This is a genomic window from Mediterraneibacter flintii, from assembly GCF_055387595.1.
On record NZ_AP031405.1, the window covers coordinates 1,741,444 to 1,763,810 of the forward strand.

Below are 22,367 nucleotides of genomic sequence, written 5' to 3' on the forward strand. Positions count from 1 at the left end.
CGAAAGATGGCTAAACTTAGGGAATTATTAAAGTTCAAGTCACTTAAAAACCTGGAACTTGTCACAAGCACAGAATGCCTGGATGTCAATGTAGGAACAGTGACGGTGATGGAGGTACCGGATGTGATCCAATGGTTAAGGGGTGATGACTTTCTGATAACAAGTCTGTATTCTATCGGAGATGACGAAGAAAAACAGTGCCGGCTGCTCTATGATCTGATGGAAACTCACAGTGCATGCCTGGCGATTAAAACAGGAAAATATGCACACTATATTTCAGACAAAATGATTGCGATTGCAGATAAAAACCATTTTCCATTACTACGGATTCCCTATGAAATGACGTATATAGACATTATTATGGATGCTATGAATGTCATTATGACAGAAAGCAACAAAAGGGAGATGCTTGGAAAATATTTATCCGATATTATTTTTCATCCTTCAGCGAGTAATGCTATGCTTAAAGAAGAAGGGCGACTTCTCAATGTAGATATTGAGAATGACTTTTTTCAGGCAGTCATAATTAAAGCAGGCACGCAGGAGTTCTATGAAGGGAATAAACATAGAATGGTCAAATTTGCGGCGGACAGACTTTCTAATTTTACTGAAAGGTTGTCAAAAGGATTGCTTAGTAGTAATTTTGCACTAGAAAAAGGCATCCTGTTTATGCTGTATAGTAGAGAAAAAGCATGTTTAGAACAATATTTACCGTTTGTCTTGACAGAGATGAGGGTGATATTGGATAGTCTGGCGATTCCAGGAGAGTATCATGTAGGAATCGGAACGGCATGCACAAAAGTGACGGGTATCCGGCGTTCTTATGAAGAAGCAATGCAGGCGCTTGAACTAGGACAGATTATGGAAAGAGCTAAAAAAATCCACTTATTTTCAGAACTGGAGCTATACAGCAGTCTGCGTGAGATGCTGCAGAATAAACCGAAAAGTCTTTTTTCAGATATTTTAGGAAAATTGAAAAATCAGGAGCTAGTGGATACATTGATTATCTATTTTGAATGTGATGGGAATATGGATGAGGCAGCGAGCCGGATGTATACACATAAAAATACAATAAAATATCGCTTAAATAAAATAAAAGAGCTTACCGGGCTGGATATAAAACGTCAGGAGGATAACTTTAAATTATATTTTATGGTACTGGAGAAAAAGCTCTGCGGCAGATAAACAAAAAGCATATTCTTTTGTCTAAATAAACAAAAAGAGTATGTTTTTTTTGCGTCTGTGAACATATCATTATGAACGGCCTACAGATATACTGTTTTCATAAAGATATGGCTGTCAGGGCTACTGTTTCTAAAGCTTTATAAAGAAAGAAATGCCTTTACACCGATACTTATGAAATGATAAAGTAGGAGGAGACAGATATGATACATAGTCGTAAGGACATGCAGTACTGTGAAGAACTTTTTAAGGGATTCTATAATATAGGAGCTACTGCGGACGGAGGGGTTACACGTCTTGGCTATACACAGACAGAAGATCAGATGCATGAGACGCTGATAGCGGCCGGCAGACAGATGGGATTTACCGAAATGGCAGATGAGGTGGGAAATACCTATATTTGTAACAGTGCAGAAGACAATTATTATTTAATCGGTTCACATTTGGATTCTGTTGTAGAAGGCGGCAGATATGACGGTGTGGCAGGCGTGATAGCTGGAATGATGGTGCTGCGGTGGGCGAAAGAGGACGGATTAAATGTACCTATTCGGGTAGGGGCTTTCCGGTGTGAAGAATCCAGCAATTTTGGATGTTGTACGATTGGAAGCGGTCTTATCACGAAAGAAGTGTACAAACAGGACATTGAAGGCTTGGTGGCAAAAGATGGAAGGCTTCTGGGGGACATCTTTGAGGAACGCGGATTGAACATCCGTCCAAAAAAGATAGAAGGCGTACGTCAGTATCTAGAGTTACATATTGAGCAAGGCAAAGTGCTGAATGAATGTCATACAAAAATTGGCATTGTCAGTACGATTGCAGGGCCTATTCGCTATAATATGTACTTTCATGGAATGGCGGAACATTCTGGAACAACGCCGATGATGATGAGAAATGATGCTCTGTGTGCAGCGTCGGAAGTCGTGTTGGACGTGGAACGGATTGGGCAGAGAGAATCTATGTATCAGTCTGTTGCAACGGTCGGAGTTTTACATAATAGACCAAATGCAATGAATGTGATTCCGGGAGAAGTACAGCTCGGGATCGATATTCGTGGAATTGACAGGGCAAGTCTTGACAGAATTGAGAAGGGCGTGTTAGACTCTGCAAGAACGATATGCAGGAAGCGTAAAGTACAGCTTATCGAAGAAAAATTAAGCAGTATCCCGCCTATAGAGATGACGAAGGAACTGGAAACGAAGCTGGAAGAGGTGGCTCGCAGGCTGCATATATCAAATCGTATTATGGTCAGCGGTGCGGGGCATGATGCAATGTCATTTGCGGCAATCTGTGATACCGCAATGCTTTTTATACCATGTGACAAGGGGAATAGTCATAATAAAATGGAGTTTGCCGCGATCGAGGATATATGTAATGGAGCAAGAGTTATATATGAACATATCAGGAGGGAGAATCAGTGATTTTAATTAAAAATGGCAGGGTGATTGACCCGAAGAGTGGAACAGATGAGACATTGGATCTTTTAATTGAGGATGGAAAGATTGCGGGAATCGGAAAATATAAGCGCAGCAATGACTATGAGCGCGTGATCGAGGCAGAGGGAAAAATCGTTGCGCCGGGACTCATTGACGTACATGTACATTTCCGCGATCCGGGACTGACATATAAAGAGGATATTGAAAGTGGTGCGAAAGCGGCGGCGGCAGGTGGATTTACGACTGTGGTGTGTATGGCAAACACAAAACCGCCGGTGGATAATCCGGAGACGCTTTCCTATGTATTGGAAAAAGGAAAACAGACAGATATTCAAGTATTGTCTGTGGCAGCAGTGACAAAAGGAATGCAGGGAAAAGAACTGACCGATTTTGTGGAATTAAAAGCGGCGAAGGCAGTGGGATTAAGTGATGACGGGATTCCTATTCAAGACAGCCGGCTGATGTATGAGGCGTTAAAAAGGGCAAAAGAAGTAGGACTTGCGATCAGCCTGCATGAGGAAGATCCGGCATTTGTACTGCAGGCGGGCATTAACAAGGGGCATGTCTCTAAGGCGCTGGGAATCGGAGGCGCTATGGCACTTTCCGAAGAGCTCATGGTGGCAAGGGACTGTACATTGGCGTTGGAGACGAAAGCGAGAGTCAGTATCCAGCATGTAAGTTCCAGAGTGTCGGTAGAGCATATCCGGCTGGCACAGAAGCTGGGTGCAGATGTGTGGGCAGAGGCGACGCCGCAGCATTTTTCACTGACGGAAGAAGACGCACTTGTGAAGAAAAACTTTGCAAAGGTCAATCCGCCTTTACGTACAGAAGATGACCGACGCGGAATCATAGAGGGGTTAAAAGATGGCACGATACAGATTATTGCGACCGATCACGCGCCTCACTCTGCGGAAGAGAAAAGCAGGGAGATCACGAAAGCGCCAAGTGGAATGATCGGATTGGAGACGGCTTTGGCACTTGGGATTACAAATCTTGTCCGTACAGGAAGCCTTACAATGGAATGTTTCTTGAAAAAAATGACGTTCAATCCGGCAAAGCTATATGGATTAGACAGTGGATATATTGCAGAAGGGGCACAGGCGGATCTCGTTATCTTCGATGAGTTTGAGAAATGGAAGGTAGAGAAATTTCATTCAAAATCCAACAATTCTCCATTTATTGGAGAAGAACTATACGGTAAAGTAAAATATACGATCTGTAAGGGAAGAATCGTGTATGAAGATAAAGAATAAGACAAGGGGGCTAAGTATGGGAAGAATACTGGCAAATAAAAAACTGTCAGATGATTTTTATCTGATAGAGGTGGAAGAAAAAAATCAGGTGAAAGCCGGGCAATTCTATATGCTGCGAGGCTGGGAGGAGTATCCGGTGCTATCAAGGCCTATCAGCGTATTCGATGCAGATGGAGACAGGATATCCTTCTTGTATAAGAAAGTGGGAAAAGGAACGGAATTGATAAGCCGTCTGGAACCCGAAAAAACACTGACGCTCAACGGTCCTTACGGCAATGGTTTTCCGATGGATATAAAAGGAAAGATTGCCATGGTAGGAGGCGGTGTCGGAATTGCTCCCTTTTACTATACAGCGAAAAAATATAAAGAGGCGGGAATCAGCAGCCAGATAGATATTTACCTGGGCTTCAGTCAAAAACCTGTTCTGGAAGAAGAATACAGAAGCGTTGCAGATAATCTGTATCTAGATATCGGCGGGTTTATTACAGATTTGGTCAATCCTTTGGAGTACGATGTGATTTTGACATGTGGCCCGGAAATTATGATGAAGGTTTTATATGAAAAATGTAAGAAAATGGACGCAGGAGCTCCTTTGTATGTCTCGATGGAGAACCGTATGGCGTGCGGGATAGGCATGTGTAAGGTCTGTACCTGTAAGACAAAGAACGGGAACAAGACAGCGTGCAAGGACGGCCCGGTATTTTTAGGAAGCGAGGTGTTTGCATAGATGAGCAGATTACATACAGAATTTGCAGGGATTGCCTTTAAAAACCCAGTTGTCCTGGCATCCGGTACATGTGGATTTGGCAGGGAGCTTGCAGAGTGTTTTGACATTGAAAAATTGGGAGGGCTTTCCTCAAAAGGACTGATTATTCATCCCCATGGAGGCAATGACGGGATCCGGATATGGGAGACGCCAAGCGGGATTATGAACAGTGTAGGGCTGGAAAATCCGGGAATTGAGGCATTTATAGAACAAGTTCTGGATTGGATCAATGAAAAAGACGTAGTCAACATTGTAAATATGGGAGGACACTCGAAAGAGGATTATTTTTGCGGAGCAGAACGCCTGAATGATGTAAACATAGATATTCTGGAATTAAATATTTCCTGTCCCAATGTAAAAGAGGGCGGTATGAATTTTGGGGTCAAGACAGAGGCGGCCAGAGAGCTTGTGCGCGAGGTGAGGAAAATCAGCAAACACAAGCTGGTAGTAAAACTTTCTCCCAATGCGGAGGATATTGTAGCTCTGGCAAAAATGTGCGAGGAGGAAGGAGCAGATGGAGTTTCCCTTGTCAACACGTTTCTTGCGATGGCAGTGGATATAGATAAGAAAGCAATGGTATTTCAAAATGGATATGCGGGACTGTCTGGTCCGGCGATCAGGCCGATCGCTCTGCGTATGGTACATCAGGTGTGCAAAGCGGTGAAAATACCGGTTATGGGGATGGGCGGTATTACGACATGGCAGGATGCAATTGCATTTATTATGGCAGGGGCACAGGTTGTACAGGTGGGAACTGCCACATTTATGAAACCGGATATTTCTCTGGATATTATCGCCGGAATGGAAAAATATATGGAGGATAACCACTTAGACTCGCTAAATGAGATACGGGGAATTCTGTAGGAAAGACAGGAAGTTTGTACTTAGATATAAAATATGGTATGCTAAATAAGCGGCAGCAGGTTACACTGTTTCCGCTTGTTTTATTATTCCAGAGAAAAGATATAGCAGGCAAGGACATAAAAGGTTTGAAGATGCAGTCTATTTATTAAGGAGGAACAGATGAAGAAAATTGAATTTTCCGATAAGGTAAACCAGTTTGAAACAGGAATATTTGCGGTGTTAAATGAAAAGAAGAAGGAACTGATAGGGCGGGGAAAACAGGTATTTAATCTATCGGTAGGAACACCGGATTTTGCTCCGGCTGCACACGTGATGGAAGCGATGAAAAAGGCGTGTGAGAATCCAGAAAACTATAAATATGCGCTCGCCGATCTGCCGGAGCTGATTGAAGCAGTACAGTATCGTTACAGGCACCGCTTTGGGGTAGAACTAGAAAAAGAAGAAATTACATCGGTTTACGGCACACAAGAAGGAATGGCACATATCGGCATGGTTCTGTGTAATCCGTCAGATACGGTCTTGGTGCCGGATCCGGGCTATCCGCTGTTTGAGATGAGTGGAGTTATGGCAGGAGCCAAGGTGGAGACTTATCCTATAGAGGAAAAGAACGGGTATCTGCCTCAGCTTTCCAAAATTCCAGAAGAGGTGCGCAGACGGGCGAAATATATGATTGTGTCTTATCCACTCAATCCGGTATGCGTGTGCGCGCCGGATGCATTTTACAGAGAGCTGATTGCGTTTGCGAAAGAAAACGAGATTGTTATTCTCCATGACAACGCGTATTCTGACATTATATTTACAGATAAAAGAGGAAGCTCTTTCCTTGCCTTTGACGGGGCAAAGGACGTAGGTGTTGAGTTTTATTCTCTGTCCAAATCATATAACCTTACAGGTGCGCGAATCTCCTTTTTAGTTGGAAACAGTGAAATAATACAGAAACTGAAGATTTTTCGATCGCAGATTGATTACGGAATCTTCCTTCCTGTACAGTATGCTGCTATAGCAGCGCTGACGGGGCCAGATGGTTTTATTGAAGAGCAAAGAAAAAAATATGAGGAACGAAATCATATGTTGTGCAGTGGGCTTAGAAAGATTGGATGGAATGTGCCGGACAGCCAGGGAACAATGTTTGTATGGGCAAAAATTCCAGACAATTATGAGACCTCTTTTGATTTCTGCATGGATTTGATGGAGAAAACAGGCGTTATTGTGACGCCTGGAAGTGCATTTGGCAGAGGCGGCGAAGGGTATGTCCGCATGGCGCTGGTGGCAGATAGCATAATGATAAAGGAAATCATAAAAAAACTAGAGGAATCAAAAATATTTTTAGACAAAAAATAAGGAAGAAGCAGGAAATATTTTTGTGGAACATTCCAAGTTGACTGTAGATGGACAGGGTGGTAGTATGGATAGTACTGATATACTATATAGGGTATGAAAATAGTAATAAAACACAAAATATGGTAAAAATAGGCAGGGAGGGAGCAGACAGAATGATTAAGGTGATCAAAAAAGACGGTACAAAGGAGGACTTTAATGTACAGAAAGTCGTTGTTGCCGTGAATAAATCGGCATATCGCGCTTTGATTAAATTTACAGACGAAGAACTGGACTATATCTGTAAATTTGTAGAAGAAAAAGTAAAATGTATGCATATTACAGAAATTCCGATTGCAGAAATGCACAATGTGGTGGAAGGGGCTTTAGAAAAGGTAAATCCAGTGGTTGCGAAAAGCTACAGAGATTATCGGAATTACAAGCAGGACTTCGTGCAGATGCTGGACGAAGTATATAAGAAAAGCCAGTCTATCATGTATATCGGAGACAAAGAAAACAGCAATACGGACAGTGCGCTCGTATCTACAAAACGGAGTCTGATTTTCAATGAACTAAACAAAGAGCTGTATAAAAAATTTTTCTTGACAGTTGAGGAAATTCAGGCTATCCGCGAAGGGTATATTTATATCCATGATATGTCGGCGCGGCGTGACACGATGAACTGCTGTCTGTTTGATGTGAAGAATGTTTTAAACGGCGGGTTTGAGATGGGAAATCTCTGGTATAATGAGCCGAAGACGCTGGACACTGCATTTGATGTGATCGGTGATATTGTGTTAAGCGCTGCAAGTCAGCAGTACGGCGGGTTTACTGTGCCGAGCGTAGATGAGATATTAGAGCCTTATGCAGAAAAATCCCATAGACGCCTGATAGAAAAGTATAGAAATCTGGGGCTTGAGGAAGAAAAGGTACAAGAGGTTGCTTGGGCAGATCTGGAAAAAGAAATGGAGCAAGGCTTCCAGGGATGGGAATATAAGTTCAATTCTGTTTCCTCCAGCCGCGGAGATTACCCGTTCATCACAGTGACTGCCGGAACAAGGACAAGCAAATACGGGAAGCTGGCTACCATTAAGATGCTGGAGGTACGCAGAAAAGGACAGGGGAAAGAAGGACATAAAAAACCGGTGCTGTTTCCCAAGATTGTATTTTTGTATGACGAAAATCTGCATGGGCCGGGAAAGCCTCTGGAGGACGTATTTGAGGCAGGCATTGAGTGCTCCAGGAAAACAATGTACCCGGATTGGCTGAGCCTGACTGGGGAAGGCTACGTGCCGAGCATGTATAAGAAGTATGGGAAAATTATCAGCCCGATGGGATGTCGTGCTTTTTTGTCTCCATGGTATGAAAGAGGCGGGATGGAGCCGGCAGATGAACAGGATGTTCCGATTTTTGTGGGGAGATTCAATATCGGCGCTATCAGTCTGCATCTTCCAATGATCTATGCAAAGTCTATGCAGGAGAGCAAACCATTTTATGAAGTATTGGATTATTATCTAAATTTGATACGAAAGCTGCATCAGAGAACCTATGATTATCTCGGTGAGATGAAGGCGTCGACGAATCCACTTGCCTATTGTGAGGGAGGTTTCTATGGTGGAAATTTGGGTCTGTATGACAAAATCAAACCACTTTTGAAATCTGCCACAGCTTCCTTTGGCATAACAGCGTTAAATGAGCTCCAGCAGCTGTATAATAAGAAATCGCTTGTTGAGGACGGGCAGTTTGCATTGGACACACTGCAGTATATCAACGATCAGATCGATATATTTAAAAAAGAGGACGGACATTTGTATGCGATCTACGGAACACCTGCAGAGAATCTATGTGGCGTGCAGGTGCAGCAGTTCCGCAAGAAATACGGCATTATAGAGAATGTTTCAGACAGGGAATATGTAAGCAACAGTTTCCATTGTCATGTGTCGGAGGACATCACCCCGATTGAAAAGCAGGATTTGGAGGGACGTTTCTGGAATTTAAGCAACGGCGGGAAAATTCAGTATGTGAAATATCCAATCAGCTATAATAAAGAAGCGGTAAAATCTTTAGTCAGGAGAGCGATGGCAAAGGGATACTATGAAGGAGTGAATCTTTCTCTCGCTTACTGTGACGACTGTGGGCACGAGGAATTAGATATGGATGTGTGTCCAAAGTGCGGCAGTAAGAACCTGACAAAAATCGACAGAATGAATGGGTATCTCTCTTACTCAAGGGTAAAAGGAGACACCCGTCTGAATGATGCTAAAATGGCGGAAATAGCAGAAAGGAAAAGTATGTAGATGCGGTACCACAATATTACAAAAGACGATATGCTAAACGGTGATGGACTGCGGGTGGTATTGTGGGTGGCAGGATGTTCTCACGGATGTCCTGGCTGCCATAATCCGGTGACATGGGATGTAAACGGAGGGGTGCTTTTTGATGAAGAGGCAAAAAAAGAACTGACAGATCAGCTTGAAAAGGAGTATATAAGCGGGATCACATACAGTGGCGGCGATCCGCTTCATATGGTAAATCGCGCAGAGATTACTGCCCTGGCGAAAGAGTTAAGAGAACGGTTTCCGCAAAAGAGCCAGTGGCTGTATACCGGATATTGCTGGGAAGAGATACAGGGAGAAGAGATTCTCTCCTATGTGGACGTGGTGGTGGATGGAAGATTTGAAGAAACATTAAAAGATACACAGCTGCATTGGAAGGGAAGTTCAAACCAAAAGGTAATTGATGTAAAAAGAAGCCTGGAAGCATGTAAAATTGTATTGCACGATTCATAATAAAGCGTGCAGCGCGTTTTTTTGAATAAAAGGCAGTATGACGCTGACAAACTGAAAGGAAAGAATACAGATGAAAAGAATAGCAAAATTTCATAAGGTAAGCCTGGAACAATTTAAGAAGGACTGGATGGATACATTTGGGCCGGAGGAAGCATGTAAGATAGAAGAAATTTACAACCAGATAAAGCTTCCCAAAAGAGCGACAGCGGGAAGCGCGGGGTATGATTTTTTTGCTCCGGTGCGGATTGTACTCGCCCCAGGGGAGACGGTGAAGGTTCCTACAGGTATTCGGGTAGAAATGGAGCCAGAGTGGGTACTGAAATGTTACCCGCGCAGCGGACTTGGATTCAAATATCGCCTGCAGTTGAACAATACGGTGGGAATTATAGACAGCGATTACTTTTATTCGGACAATGAAGGACATATGTTTTCCAAGATAACCAATGACTCTAAGGAAGGAAAAACAGTGGACATTGGAAGCGGAGAAGGATTTATGCAGGGAATTTTCGTAGAATACGGTATTACGGTGGATGATGATGCAACTGAAATCCGTAATGGTGGATTTGGGAGTACTACGAAATAGGAGGGATTACAGATCTTACAAAACTGTAAGCAAAATTAAGAAAACTGTAAGGAAATATTATGGAAGAATGCAGCTGTTTTCGGTATACTGTACCTGTAACGTAAAGAGAGCAGATAAAAGAGTACGAAGGAAAAGGTGACAGACAGTATGAAAATAATCAAACGGCTGTGTTCTTTTGTTTTATTATGTGCGCTTGTGTTTACCGCTTATCTTACATGGCAGGGATATGAAGGGTATCGCGAGGCACTTTCTAATAAAAGTATAGAAGAGATGGTCAGCGAAATAGAGGCAAAGGACAATTACACAACATTGGAGGAAATGCCGCAGGCCTATAAACAGGCAGTCCTTGCCGTAGAGGATAAACGGTTCTATAAACATCCGGGAATCGATCCGATTGCGATAGGGCGCGCGATTTTTCACGACATACAGGCAGGGGCATATGTGGAGGGCGGCAGCACAATTACACAACAGCTCGCGAAGAATCAATTCTTTACACAAGATAAGAAAATGGTGCGTAAGGTTTCGGAGATGTTCATGGCATTTCGAATTGAGAGGACACTTAAGAAAGATAAAATACTGGAGCTATATTTAAATTCCATTTATTTTGGCAACGGATATTACTGTGTGATGGATGCAAGCCTGGGGTATTTTGGCAAATATCCCTGGGAGATGGATTTTGATGAGAGTACGCTTTTGGCGGGTATACCGAACGCGCCGAATGACTATAATCCTCTAACGAATCCGGAGCTTGCAAGACAAAGGCAGGCTCAAGTCCTGGAGAAGATGAAGAAGGCTGGATTTATAGAAGAATAATACGTAAGAAATCTGCATAATTCAGGAAGAAGTGGGGAATCTAACCATAGAGAAATACCGCAGCGCAAGGAGCAGGAGACTGTATTCTAAAAGAAAGACGCGCTCAGAAAGGAAACAGATTCTATGGTTGAGAAGATTACAAAAACAATCAGCAGTTCATTCGAGGAGAATATTGATTTTATGGATCGGATTCTGCCGGTGGACGAAAGCTTTGATATTATTCGGCGTAATCTGGAAGTCGGAGGCAGAAATGCAGTCTTTTATTTTATTGACGGATTTGTAAAAGATGAGACCATGCTAAAGCTGATGACTTCTTTTATTGCACTGACAGAAAAGACAATGCCGGAGGATGCCAGTGCGTTCTGTAAAAAATGTGTACCCTATGTGGAAGTAGATGTATTGGGGAACTTTGATCAGGTAATAAGAAATGTACTGTCCGGTGCGGCGGTATTGTTTATAGAAGGATATGCCGCGTGTATCTGTATCGATTGCCGGACGTATCCGGCCAGAAGCGTAGACGAACCGGACAAAGATAAGTCGATGCGGGGCTCCAGGGATGGCTTCGTGGAAACGCTTGTATTTAATACGGCACTGATGAGAAGAAGGATCCGAGATCCACACCTGGTAATGGAGATGACGGAGGCGGGACAGGTATCCAGGACAGACATTGCTATCTGCTATATGCAGGATCGAGTAGATGCAGAGCTGCTGAAAAATGTCAAGACCCGGATAGAGGAACTCAAGATACAGGATTTACGGATGAATCAGCAAAGTCTGGCAGAAGCACTGTTTAAGAGGAAGTGGTTCAATCCATTTCCAAAGTTTAAATATACTGAGAGGCCTGATACAGCAGCAGCATGTCTCTTAGAAGGGAAAGTGGTAATTATGGTGGACAATTCTCCATCAGCAATGATACTTCCTACTTCTATATTAGACATGATTGAGGAGGCGAATGATTATTACTTTCCGACATTGACCGGAATTTATCTGAAAGTAACTCGGACGCTGATTACGATAGCAACCGTATTCTTGACGCCGTTGTTTCTTTTGTTTATGCAGAACTTAAACTGGCTTCCAGAGGTGTTTTCTTTCATTGCGGTCAGGGATGTGGTAAACATTCCTCTGATTTTTCAGCTTCTTATACTGGAATTGTCAATTGACGGACTCAGACTTGCAGCGATGAACACACCGAGTATGCTCAGTACCCCATTGAGTGTAATTGCCGGTATTGTTATGGGAGAATTTTCTGTACAATCTGGCTGGTTTAATTCAGAGGTTATGCTTTATATGGCGTTTGTGGCAGTGGCAAATTATACACAGCCTAACTTCGAATTAGGATATGCATTGAAATTTATGCGGCTTATGCTGCTGATATTGACCGCATGCTTTAACTGGATTGGATTTTTAGTAGGCTGCATATGTATTCTCTGTTTCCTTATATTCAATAAGACACTCTCCGGACGAAATTATCTGAATGTGAAGCTGAACTAATTGCTGACTCCCTTTTCCAGCCATGTTATAATAAGGAAAAATGTGCTTTGTACATTCTCGCGCCATAAAAGAGAAGGGAAAGGGAGTTTTGAAATATGCAGGACAGTAGGCGAGGAAGCAGCAATATGATAGAAGAGCGCGCAGCGGATACTTCGAAGCAAGACGAACGTCTGGGGACGGAGCCGTTGGGAAGGCTGATAGTAAGCCTGGCAGTCCCTTCTGTAGCAGCACAGATTATCAATGTGCTGTACAATATTGTAGATAGAATCTATATTGGACATATAGCTGGGTATGGAGATGTTGCACTGACAGGAGTTGGAGTGACATTTCCTATTCTGATGGTGATTGCAGCATTCAGTGCATTTGCCGGTATGGGTGGCGCTCCACTTGCTTCTATTGAAATGGGGAAAGGCCGACATGAAGAGGCGGAGAAGATTTTGGGAAATTGTGTAGGGCTGTTGCTGTTGTTTTCCATAGTTCTTACGATCGGATTTCTTATATTTAAACGTCCGGTTTTGTATACATTTGGAGCAAGTAACGCTACAATTGTTTACGCAGAAGAATATATCACCATCTATTTGATTGGTACGGTTTTCGTGCAGCTTGCAGTGGGACTGAATACATATATCAGCGCACAGGGAAACGCAAGGATAGCGATGCTGTCTGTGTTAATCGGGGCAGTGCTGAACATTATACTGGATCCTATTTTTATTTTTGCATTTGGAATGGGAGTAAAAGGGGCTGCCTTTGCTACGATTCTTTCACAGGCGGTCAGTGCCGCGTGGGTTGTGAGATTTTTGACATCGAAAAAAAGTGTGATACGTATCCGGCGCAAGTACATAAAACTAAACAAAAAAACAGTCGGAAAAATTGCGGCGTTAGGTGTTTCTCCGTTTGCCATGCAAAGTACAGAGAGCCTTGTCGTGATTACTCTAAATGCAGGACTACAGAGGTACGGCGGAGATCTATATGTGGGGACGATGTCTATTCTGACCAGCATTATGCAGTTGATTACGATACCAGTACAAGGAATTACACAGGGAGTGCAGCCGATTTTAAGTTACAATTTCGGGGCGGGAAAGATAGGGCGCGTGAAGGGAGCATTTGTACGGATGGTGGCAGTCTGTCTGACAGCTACGCTCCTTTTGGCGGGAATCGCAGTCTTTTTTCCGCAGATTTACGTACAGCTTTTTACGGATAAAAAAGAACTGATAGATCTGACCTGCCAGGTGATGCCGGTTTATTTTATGGGGATTACTATTTTCGGAATTCAACTTGGCTGCCAGACTACTTTTTTATCTTTGGGAGAAGCAAAGGTATCTTTATTTATCGCACTTTTGCGTAAAGTTATCCTTTTGATTCCAATGGCAGTGATTTTTCCTAAATTTATGGGAGTTATGGGGATTTACAGGGCAGAACCTGCGGCAGATTTTACCTCCGTAACTGTGACAGTGATTCTCTTTATTTTCACTGCGAAAAAAATTTTGCGAAATACAGGGAAAAATGATATGATAAATAAATGAGATGAAAATATATAAGCGGTGGAGGAATATAAGAATGAGAGATTATGTAATCACAGTAAACAGTACAGTTGATTTGCCAAGAGAATGGCTGGAAGAAAGGAATGTACCTGTCATTCCTCTGCGATATACGATCGATGGTGAGACATATACAGATATGTACGGCTTGTCGGCAAAAGAGTTTTTTACGAAGATACGAGAAGGAAAAATGTCGGTGACTTCTCAGGTAAATCCAGACGAAGCTGTTGCAGCGCTGGAACCGTTTTTAAAAGAAGGAAAAGATGTATTGCACTTGGGATTTTCCTCTGGCTTAAGCGGCACCTACAACAGCATGCGGATTGCAGGGGAGGAATTGGCAGAGAAGTATCCGGAGGCAAAGGTGATCGTGATTGATACTCTTTGTGCGTGTTTAGGTGAGGGACTTCTTTTATACCATGCGCTGAAGCTGAAAAATGCAGGAAAGAGTATAGATGAGGTTGCACAGTGGGTAGAAGAGAATAAACTGCATGTGTGCCATAATGTAACGGTAGATGATTTGCACCATCTTCACAGGGGCGGAAGAGTGTCAAAGACAACCGCTATCGTTGGTACCATGATTCAGATAAAGCCAATCATTCATGTAGATAATGAAGGAAAGCTGCAGGTAATTGGAAAAGAGAGGGGAAGAAAACGTTCCTTAAATAAGATTGTAGATATGGCAGTGGAGCAGTCGAAAGGCTGGGACAATGATATGATTATGATCACGCATGGTGACTGTGTGGAAGAGGCAGAATATGTTGCGGGCCTGGTGAGAGAGAAGATGGGCGTAGAACAAATACTGATTAACAATATCGGTACTGTAATTGGAAGCCATACAGGTCCTGGCGTGCTGGCAGTATTCTGCATGGGCAACAAGAGATAAGGAAGCTCTCTGTAAAGACAGAGTTAGTTATAAAAAGAAACAGAAAAAAGGAACGGTCTCAAGCATATAGAGCCGTTCCTTTTATAATGTTTATACTGGCTTTGTTATAGGGTAATAATCCCAAACGCGTTCATAACGGAGCTTAAAAGGATTGCAACGAGAAAGATTGGAGCGATCCATTTAATCATAACGGTGAAAAGCCCTTTGCTTTTGAACTTTGCGCCTTCTGCGCACGCTTCGTCGATGATCGTTTTTGGTTTAATAAAGAATCCGACAAAGATGCAGGTGATAAGCGCAACGATTGGCATGAGTACGCTGTTGCTTAAGAAATCCCATGCATCCAGAATGGACATGCCAAGCGGTTTTATAAAGTCCCATACGCCAAATCCAAGAGAAGAAGGAATTCCCATCAATATAACATACACAAAAACAATGATACAGGTCATTTTGCGTCCCCATTTGAATTTGTCCATTAGAATGGAGACGATTGTTTCCATCAGTGAGATGGAAGAAGTCAGCGCTGCGAAAAATACCAGCAGGAAGAAGACTGCACCGATAATATCGCCGATCGGCATACTGTTGAACACTTTCGGCAGAGTGACAAACATCAGGGACGGCCCTGCTTTTAGTTGTTCTAAATTTCCCTCAGAAAAGATGAATACAGAAGGAACGATCATCAGACCGGCAAAAAATGCAAATCCAGTATCGAAAAACTCGATCTGTTTGACGGAAGTTCCCAGATTCGTTTCTTTTTTCATATAAGACCCATATGTGATCATAATTCCCATTGCCAATGACATGGAATAGAACAGCTGTCCCATAGCGGCGAGCAATGTCTTGATAGAAAAGTCAGACATATGAGGAAGGAGATAATATTTTAATCCATCTATGGCCCCTTTCTGAGTAAGTACATAGACGCAGATTCCAAGTGTGAGCACGACGAGAACCGGCATCAAAAATTTGCTGACATTTTCGATTCCCTTTTCAACGCCGAAGATAACGACCACAGCGGTCAGAATGACGAAGAGAAGGAACCAGAAGATCGGTTCGGAAAGACCGCCGACAAAGGTGTTGAAATACGTATCCTTCGCCGCATCCGCCGTATGTCCCGTAAGAGAGGTAGAGAAGTATTTGATGACCCACCCGCCGATTACAGAATAATACGGAAGAATAATGATAGGAACAATTGCCGCGAGAACGCCGAGAAAACCAAATCGTTTGTCCAGTGACTTAAACGCACCGATTGCGCTTAAACGTGTCTTTCGTCCCAATGCGATCTCTGCGGTCATTAAAGTAAAACCAAAGGTGACAGACAAGATGATATAACAGATAAGAAATGTTCCGCCTCCATACTGTGCTGCAAGATAAGGAAAGCGCCACAGGTTTCCCAGCCCGACCGCCGAACCGGCAGCCGCCAGGACGAAGCCGACTTTTCCGGTAAAATTACTTCTGTCTTTCATAAAAATTTCCTCCTCAATCTCTTTTGTTTCAATAGATATGAAATTTCCTCATCTGACAAGAGCACATATACTCTAAGATAAGCGTGTGTATTCTTGTCAAATGAGGATATCGACATTATGACATGAACAGAACAAAAAAACAAGATAATTCCGATAATTTCCTATATAATTTGTAAGAGTTTTACGCGCGCCTATCCGATTCCCCCATAAAAAATCCCCAAAATATATACGAGAATACAGACTCCGCAGAATACATATTTTGTCATTGGCTCAAACCATCTGCCGAGCGTCTTATTTCTTCCGGTCTGAACTGCATTTCGTGCAAATCCTTTTTTACAGATCCAGAACATAGTGATTCCGGCAAGAAGAGCTCCCAGAGGAATCACATAGATAGAAATCGTATCCATCCAGGGGCTTAAAAGTGTGCCTTCTACAAAAATACCGACCAGAATGGTAATAACGCCAATAATGGATATAGAAAAAATTCTGGACAAACCGAAGTGCTTCTGGAGCGCTTCAACAGGACTTTCCAGCAGATTCATTAAAGAAGTTACCCCGGCGAATAGAACGGCAAGGAAAAAAATGACTGCGAAAAGCTGTCCAAAGGGAATACTCTGGATTACAGCAGGTATTGTGATGAATAAAAGTCCAGGGCCAGAGCCAGGCTCCATTCCATAGGCGAAAACAGAAGGAATAATGACAAGACCGGCAAGAAGCGCCGCAAGTGTATCGAACAAGGCGACATATTTGGCGCTGCTGACAATATCTACGTCCCATTTCAAATAGCTTCCATAGACAACGGTACCGCTTCCGGCCAGGGAAAGCGAGAAAAATGCCTGCCCCATTGCGTATACCCAGGTTTTGGGGTTTGCCATCGCAGACCAGTCCGGTTTGAACAGATAGGTATATCCTTCATAAGCGCCGGGAAGAAAAGCGACTCTTATGGCAAGAAAAAGAAAAAGGAGGAAAAAGGCAGGCATCATAATCTTGTTTACCTTTTCGATTCCTTTGGAAATACCAAAGGACATACAGACGAGTACGAGAACCAGTCCCAGTATATGCCAGGAGATGCTGCCGAAGTTCTGCGACAGGTCTGCAAAGAGAACCTCCGGATTGTTTCCGCTTACAATGGTTCCGGTGATGGAATCAAATAGAAATTTTAGAATCCAGCCGATAATGACACTGTATCCGATTGCAATACCAAGAGAACCAATAACAGGAATCAACCCGATGAAAGTCCCGATTCGTGAGTTCCTCTGCTGAAATGCTTTACGAAACGCACCGAGAGGGCCGGATTGCATAGCCCGCCCAAACGCCATTTCTCCGATGACACCGGAAAAACCGATGAGAAGAACAAAGAGGATATAAGGGATCAGAAAGGCAGCGCCGCCGAATTCTCCTATTCGGTATGGGAACAGCCAGATATTCGCCATTCCGACGGAGCTTCCTATACAGGCAATGATAAATCCCCATTTATTCTGAAACTTGTCATTGGAGTTGGTTTGGTGTATACTTTTCATAATTGCTCTCTCTTTCGTGTGAAGTAGCACTATTATATCATATTTTGTGAGAAATTTATAGCAGAAAATATATTGACAAAGAATAGGGAATATGATATTCTAAACACTGCGTGAGGCAAAAAACAAAGTAGAGTATCCACTCTCACCATAGCACAATGGAGTGACTATTGGTCTGATATTGAACAAAGTCTTTTCTGAAGTTTTCTACGGTTAAGTATAGGGCGCAGGAAGATTCTTTTGTTGAGAGTCGGGTGGATATTGCATTCACTCGTTTTTTTGTGTTTTCGCACAGAACCTGAAGGAAATTCATTTGACGGAGGTATACGACAATTAGCGATTTAATGATTAACGAGCAAATCAGAGACAAAGAGGTGCGTCTGATTAGTGAGGATGGGGAACAGTTAGGGATCATGTCATCCAGAGAAGCTTTGAAGCTTGCAATGGAAGCTGAACTTGATTTAGTGAAAATTGCACCCACAGCCAAACCGCCGGTCTGCAAGATTATTGACTACGGCAAGTATAAATATGAGCAGACAAGGAAGGAAAAAGAGGCGAAGAAAAAACAAAAGACTGTTGAGATTAAGGAAGTGCGTCTATCACCGAACATTGAAACAAACGATCTGAATACGAAGGTGAATAACGCAAAGAAGTTCATTACAAAAGGAAACAAAGTAAAGGTTACACTTCGTTTCCGCGGAAGAGAAATGGCACATATACAGCAGAGTAAACATATCCTTGACGATTTTGCCGAACTGCTTTCGGATATTGCAGTGATTGAGAAACCGGCAAAGCTCGAAGGAAGAAATATGAGCATGGTTTTAACTGAAAAACGTTAAGAGATTGTTCCGGAATGAAAATCCGGCAGGGCATCACAATAAAGGAGGAAATCATTATGCCAAAAATTAAGACAAATAAAGCGGCAGCAAAACGTTTCACAAAGACAGGGACAGGAAAACTGAAGAGAAATAAAGCTTACAAGAGCCATATCTTAACAAAAAAGACTACAAAGAGAAAAAGAAATCTCAGACAGTCAGCGATTACAGATGCAACAAATGTAAAGAACATGAAGAAAGTGTTACCTTATCTGTAAGATTCGGTAGTTAGAAGGAGGATTAAGAAATGGCAAGAATCAAAGGCGGAATGAACGCAAAGAAGAAACATAACAGAACACTGAAACTGGCAAAAGGATACAGAGGAGCTCGTTCCAAACAGTATAGAGTTGCAAAACAGTCAGTGATGCGGGCTCTTACATCTGCTTATGCGGGAAGAAAACAGCGCAAACGTCAGATGAGACAACTTTGGATTGCGCGGATCAATGCAGCGGCAAGACTGAATGGCCTGTCCTACAGTAAATTTATGCATGGACTCAAGCTTGCGGAGATCGATATTAACAGAAAGATGCTTGCAGAGCTTGCAGTGAGTGACAAAGAAGGATTTACTGCATTGGCAGAGATTGCAAAGGAAAAGATTGCATAAGTGTATACCCAAAAGGGTATACCGTAATACATTCCCTTCGGGAGGGCGGGCTTCGCCCGATAAGGTATAGGATTAGAATATAGAATCGTATATATGAATGAAAAAAACCTGCGGCTTAAAAAGCAAAGCAGGTTTTTTCTTATCTAAACGGGACTAGCCTGCCGTTTAGGGACAGACAAAAAGAAAAACCTCTGATATGGTAGATAAGAAGGCGTAGAAAGTACGCATTTCTTTTTACTAACAGGTTAGTAAAAGCTAACTAAAGGAGGAGGTTTAAAAATGTCTGTAGGAACACAGAAAAAAGGGCTGAAAGGAAAAGATTTAATTACAATTGGAATTTTTTCTGCGATTTATTTTGTTATTAATTTTATTTTCATGCTGTTGGGAGGGCTGCATCCAATTTTGTGGATTCTGATGCCTGGATTTATCGCACTGTTTACAGGAATTCCATTTATGCTGATGTGCGCAAAGGTGCAAAAATGCGGGGCAGTATTGCTGATGGGACTGATTACAGGACTTATCTATTTTGTAACAGGGCAGTTTACAGTTGTGATTTTGCTAAGCTTTGTATTAAGCTGCGGTTTGTCGGAAATCACAAGAAGAGTGAGCAAATATGAAAGTTTTACAGGGAATTTACTTTCCTTAGTATTCTTTTCTCTTGGAATGACCGGTTCTCCGCTTCCAATCTGGATTATGCGGGAAAGTTTCCTGTCCCAGATTACAGAACAGGGGATGCCAGAGGATTACATAACGGCGCTTGAGGCGGCATCCTCTCCTTCCATGCTGATTGTTCTGTTTGCAGCGCCGGTTATCGGTGCCGTAATTGGAGGGCTAATCGCGAAAAAAATCTTTCAGAAGCATTTTGAGAAAGCAGGGATCGTGTAAGATGAAGCAGACAAGAACAGGCAGAGCTTCTATCGATCCCAGGACAGGACTGGTCCTGCTGGTTATGGCGAACCTGATTGCATTGGGACAGAAATCCATCTGGGTAGAAGCTGGATGGATTTCTGCGCTGATACTGTTATTTGCTGTGTGCGGATGCTTGCGGACAGCAGGGAAATGGCTGTGCGGCTTTTTCCTTCTGCTGATGCTTCAATACTACGTGCTGCCTGCTTCTCCTAAATGGATTGCGACAAGCTTTTCTATCTTTATCAACTATGCCAGGAGAATGCTTCCGTGCCTGATGACAGGCAGCCTTATGCTGAAAACAATTTCACTTCGCGCTTTTATTGTAGGACTCCGTAAATGGAAGATACCACAGAAACTAATTATTCCGATTTCTGTGACACTTAGGTACTTTCCGGCGATTCGGGAAGAGACAGGATATATTCGTGACGCCATGCGGCTGCGCAGTATAAAGGGAATAAAAAAGGCAGAGGCGTTAATTGTGCCGCTTATGATTTCTGCTGCCGGAACGGCAGAAGAGCTGTCTGCGGCAGCGGTGACGCGGGGGATTGAAAATCCGGTAAAAAAGACGAGCGTGCTGGAACTTCATATAAACATGATAGATATTATATCTATCGCGGCGGCAATGGTTTTTGTAATAGCGGCATTTTTCATACGATGAAGGAGGACAGTGGTGATTACAATAAAGAATGTGTCTTTTTCATATACAGAGGAACAGGCAAAGGAGAACAGAAGCGGGACGGTAAGGAACATACAGCTCCAGATCGAAGCAGGAGAATGTGTTCTGCTCTGCGGGGAGAGTGGCTGCGGAAAGACAACGGTGACAAAGCTGATAAATGGACTGATTCCGCATTTTGCCCACGAAGGTGTGCTGCAGGGAGACGTTTTCGTCTGCGGGAAAAAAGTGGCAGAAACGCAGATGTATGAGCTGGCAAAACAGACAGGCTCCGTATTTCAAAATCCGAAGAGCCAATTCTTCAGTTTGGATACAGACAGTGAACTTGCCTTTGGGCTGGAGAATGCAGGAGCAGAGCCGGAATACATGAAGAAAAGGCTGAAGGATACAATAAAAAACCTGCATTTGGAAAAACTGGTGAACAGGAATATTTTCTCTTTGTCAGGAGGGGAAAAGCAGATGCTTGCATTTGCCAGCGTCTATGCCATGAACCCGTCGGTTTATGTACTGGATGAGCCGACTGCCAATTTAGATTATGAAGCGGTTCGGCGGCTGCGGGAGCAGATATGTACTTTGAAAAAAGAGGGACATACGGTCGTGATTGCAGAACACAGGCTTTCCTTTCTTGCCGATTTGATCGATCGGGCGTATTACTTAAGACATGGCAGAATAGAACAGATATTTACGGGAGAAGCGTTTCGTTCTCTTTCAGAGCAGGAACGAACGAAGATGGGACTGCGCAGCATAAAGGAAACAAAGCTGTCTCTCCCGACTGTGAGAAAGGCAAAGGGGATTCGCGGGCTGAAGGTGGAAAATCTGACCTGCGGATATAGGAAGGCTTTGCCGGTCTTTGAAAATCTGTCCTTTTTGGTTGAACCAGGACAAGTCCTTGCAGTTACGGGGAAAAATGGAGCCGGAAAAAGTACTTTGGGAAGGACAGTATGTGGGCTTTTAAAGGAACAGTCCGGACAGATTTTCTTTAATGGAGAAAAAATGAATGTAAAAAAGCGGCGTCGGAATAGCTTCTGTGTTATGCAGGATGTCAACCATCAGTTGTTTTATGACAGTGTATTCGGAGAGTGCGAACAGGTAGCAGGCGGCAGAACAGAAAGAATAGAAGAGATTCTGGAAAGCTTTGATCTGCTTACATTAAAGGAGCAGCATCCAATGGCGCTTTCAGGAGGACAGAAGCAGCGCCTGGCGGTAGCGACAGCGCTTTTGTCCGGTAAGGAGATATTGATTTTTGATGAGCCGACAAGCGGGCTGGATTACCGCCATATGCAGGAGGTATGTCAGGTGGTGCGGCGTCTGGCAGATGAAGGCAAGGTTCTTTTGCTTATTTCCCATGACAGAGAATTTATGAACAGATGCTGTGATTGTGTCCTTTATATGGAGTGCTGAAGGACGGTTGTATATA

The 22,367-nt window shown here is 43.1% G+C and carries 21 protein-coding genes; 19 read left to right on the forward strand and 2 right to left on the reverse strand.

Annotated features, from left to right (window positions below; all coding sequences use genetic code 11):
• Positions 1-6: 6 nt before the first annotated feature.
• The 13 genes from ACZ5C4_RS08200 to ACZ5C4_RS08260 all read left to right on the forward strand — a co-directional run bounded on the left by ACZ5C4_RS08200 (position 7) and on the right by ACZ5C4_RS08260 (position 14,912).
• Positions 7-1,185 carry a PucR family transcriptional regulator gene (locus tag ACZ5C4_RS08200; RefSeq protein ID WP_464520577.1) on the forward strand — a complete coding sequence of 393 codons (1,179 nt, stop codon included), beginning with the start codon at positions 7-9 and terminating at the stop codon, positions 1,183-1,185.
• 200 nt (positions 1,186-1,385) lie between these two features.
• Entirely contained in the window at positions 1,386-2,600 is a 1,215-nt protein-coding gene (locus ACZ5C4_RS08205) for a M20 family metallo-hydrolase (RefSeq protein ID WP_464520578.1), read from the forward strand.
• Positions 2,597-3,868 (forward strand): dihydroorotase, encoded by a 1,272-nt coding sequence (locus ACZ5C4_RS08210; RefSeq protein WP_464520579.1) that lies wholly within the window; start codon positions 2,597-2,599, stop codon positions 3,866-3,868. Before ACZ5C4_RS08205 ends, ACZ5C4_RS08210 begins: the two co-directional genes overlap by 4 nt.
• Entirely contained in the window at positions 3,852-4,595 is a 744-nt protein-coding gene (locus ACZ5C4_RS08215; RefSeq protein ID WP_464520580.1) for a dihydroorotate dehydrogenase electron transfer subunit, read from the forward strand. The genes ACZ5C4_RS08210 and ACZ5C4_RS08215 overlap by 17 nt, the downstream gene beginning before the upstream one ends.
• Positions 4,596-5,498, forward strand: a complete 903-nt coding sequence (locus ACZ5C4_RS08220) for a dihydroorotate dehydrogenase (protein WP_464520581.1) — start codon at positions 4,596-4,598, stop codon at positions 5,496-5,498.
• Positions 5,499-5,657: 159 nt separating this feature from the next.
• Positions 5,658-6,839 (forward strand): aminotransferase class I/II-fold pyridoxal phosphate-dependent enzyme, encoded by a 1,182-nt coding sequence (locus ACZ5C4_RS08225; protein WP_464520582.1) that lies wholly within the window; start codon positions 5,658-5,660, stop codon positions 6,837-6,839.
• 152 nt (positions 6,840-6,991) lie between these two features.
• Positions 6,992-9,112 carry an anaerobic ribonucleoside-triphosphate reductase gene (gene nrdD, locus ACZ5C4_RS08230; RefSeq protein ID WP_464522321.1) on the forward strand — a complete coding sequence of 707 codons (2,121 nt, stop codon included), beginning with the start codon at positions 6,992-6,994 and terminating at the stop codon, positions 9,110-9,112.
• Entirely contained in the window at positions 9,113-9,604 is a 492-nt protein-coding gene (gene nrdG, locus ACZ5C4_RS08235; RefSeq protein WP_464520583.1) for an anaerobic ribonucleoside-triphosphate reductase activating protein, read from the forward strand.
• 70 nt (positions 9,605-9,674) lie between these two features.
• Complete coding sequence (locus ACZ5C4_RS08240; protein WP_464520584.1) at positions 9,675-10,187, forward strand: dCTP deaminase/dUTPase family protein; 513 nt, start codon at positions 9,675-9,677, stop codon at positions 10,185-10,187.
• A 147-nt stretch (positions 10,188-10,334) separates the two neighbouring features.
• Positions 10,335-11,000: a transglycosylase domain-containing protein gene (locus ACZ5C4_RS08245; protein ID WP_464520585.1), complete on the forward strand. Its 666-nt coding sequence runs from the start codon at positions 10,335-10,337 to the stop codon at positions 10,998-11,000.
• 123 nt (positions 11,001-11,123) lie between these two features.
• Positions 11,124-12,491 carry a spore germination protein gene (locus ACZ5C4_RS08250; protein ID WP_464520586.1) on the forward strand — a complete coding sequence of 456 codons (1,368 nt, stop codon included), beginning with the start codon at positions 11,124-11,126 and terminating at the stop codon, positions 12,489-12,491.
• 125 nt (positions 12,492-12,616) lie between these two features.
• Complete coding sequence (locus tag ACZ5C4_RS08255; protein ID WP_464520587.1) at positions 12,617-14,014, forward strand: MATE family efflux transporter; 1,398 nt, start codon at positions 12,617-12,619, stop codon at positions 14,012-14,014.
• A gap of 34 nt (positions 14,015-14,048) precedes the next feature.
• Positions 14,049-14,912, forward strand: coding sequence for a DegV family protein (locus tag ACZ5C4_RS08260; RefSeq protein ID WP_464520588.1), 864 nt, complete (start codon positions 14,049-14,051; stop codon positions 14,910-14,912).
• 104 nt (positions 14,913-15,016) lie between these two features.
• Here the strand turns inward: ACZ5C4_RS08260 and ACZ5C4_RS08265 are convergent, their stop codons facing one another.
• The gene (locus ACZ5C4_RS08265; RefSeq protein WP_464520589.1) at positions 15,017-16,372 is read right to left on the reverse strand and encodes a sodium-dependent transporter; all 1,356 of its coding nucleotides are present in this window, start codon (positions 16,370-16,372) and stop codon (positions 15,017-15,019) included.
• A gap of 191 nt (positions 16,373-16,563) precedes the next feature.
• The gene (locus ACZ5C4_RS08270; protein ID WP_464520590.1) at positions 16,564-17,892 is read right to left on the reverse strand and encodes a sodium-dependent transporter; all 1,329 of its coding nucleotides are present in this window, start codon (positions 17,890-17,892) and stop codon (positions 16,564-16,566) included.
• A gap of 341 nt (positions 17,893-18,233) precedes the next feature.
• Here ACZ5C4_RS08270 and infC point away from each other — a divergent pair, with 341 nt between their 5' ends.
• From infC to ACZ5C4_RS08300, 6 genes are all read left to right on the forward strand, one after another.
• Positions 18,234-18,728, forward strand: a complete 495-nt coding sequence (gene infC, locus ACZ5C4_RS08275) for a translation initiation factor IF-3 (RefSeq protein ID WP_464520591.1) — start codon at positions 18,234-18,236, stop codon at positions 18,726-18,728.
• A gap of 56 nt (positions 18,729-18,784) precedes the next feature.
• Positions 18,785-18,982 carry a 50S ribosomal protein L35 gene (gene rpmI, locus ACZ5C4_RS08280; protein ID WP_464520592.1) on the forward strand — a complete coding sequence of 66 codons (198 nt, stop codon included), beginning with the start codon at positions 18,785-18,787 and terminating at the stop codon, positions 18,980-18,982.
• Between the two features lie 29 nt (positions 18,983-19,011).
• Positions 19,012-19,368, forward strand: coding sequence for a 50S ribosomal protein L20 (gene rplT / locus ACZ5C4_RS08285; protein ID WP_186874876.1), 357 nt, complete (start codon positions 19,012-19,014; stop codon positions 19,366-19,368).
• Between the two features lie 279 nt (positions 19,369-19,647).
• Positions 19,648-20,253: an MptD family putative ECF transporter S component gene (locus ACZ5C4_RS08290; protein WP_464520593.1), complete on the forward strand. Its 606-nt coding sequence runs from the start codon at positions 19,648-19,650 to the stop codon at positions 20,251-20,253.
• Position 20,254: 1 nt separating this feature from the next.
• On the forward strand, positions 20,255-20,935 hold the full coding sequence (locus tag ACZ5C4_RS08295) for an energy-coupling factor transporter transmembrane component T (RefSeq protein WP_464520594.1): 681 nt from the start codon (positions 20,255-20,257) through the stop codon (positions 20,933-20,935).
• 12 nt (positions 20,936-20,947) lie between these two features.
• Entirely contained in the window at positions 20,948-22,351 is a 1,404-nt protein-coding gene (locus tag ACZ5C4_RS08300) for an ABC transporter ATP-binding protein (RefSeq protein WP_464520595.1), read from the forward strand.
• The last annotated feature ends 16 nt before the right edge of the window (positions 22,352-22,367 follow it).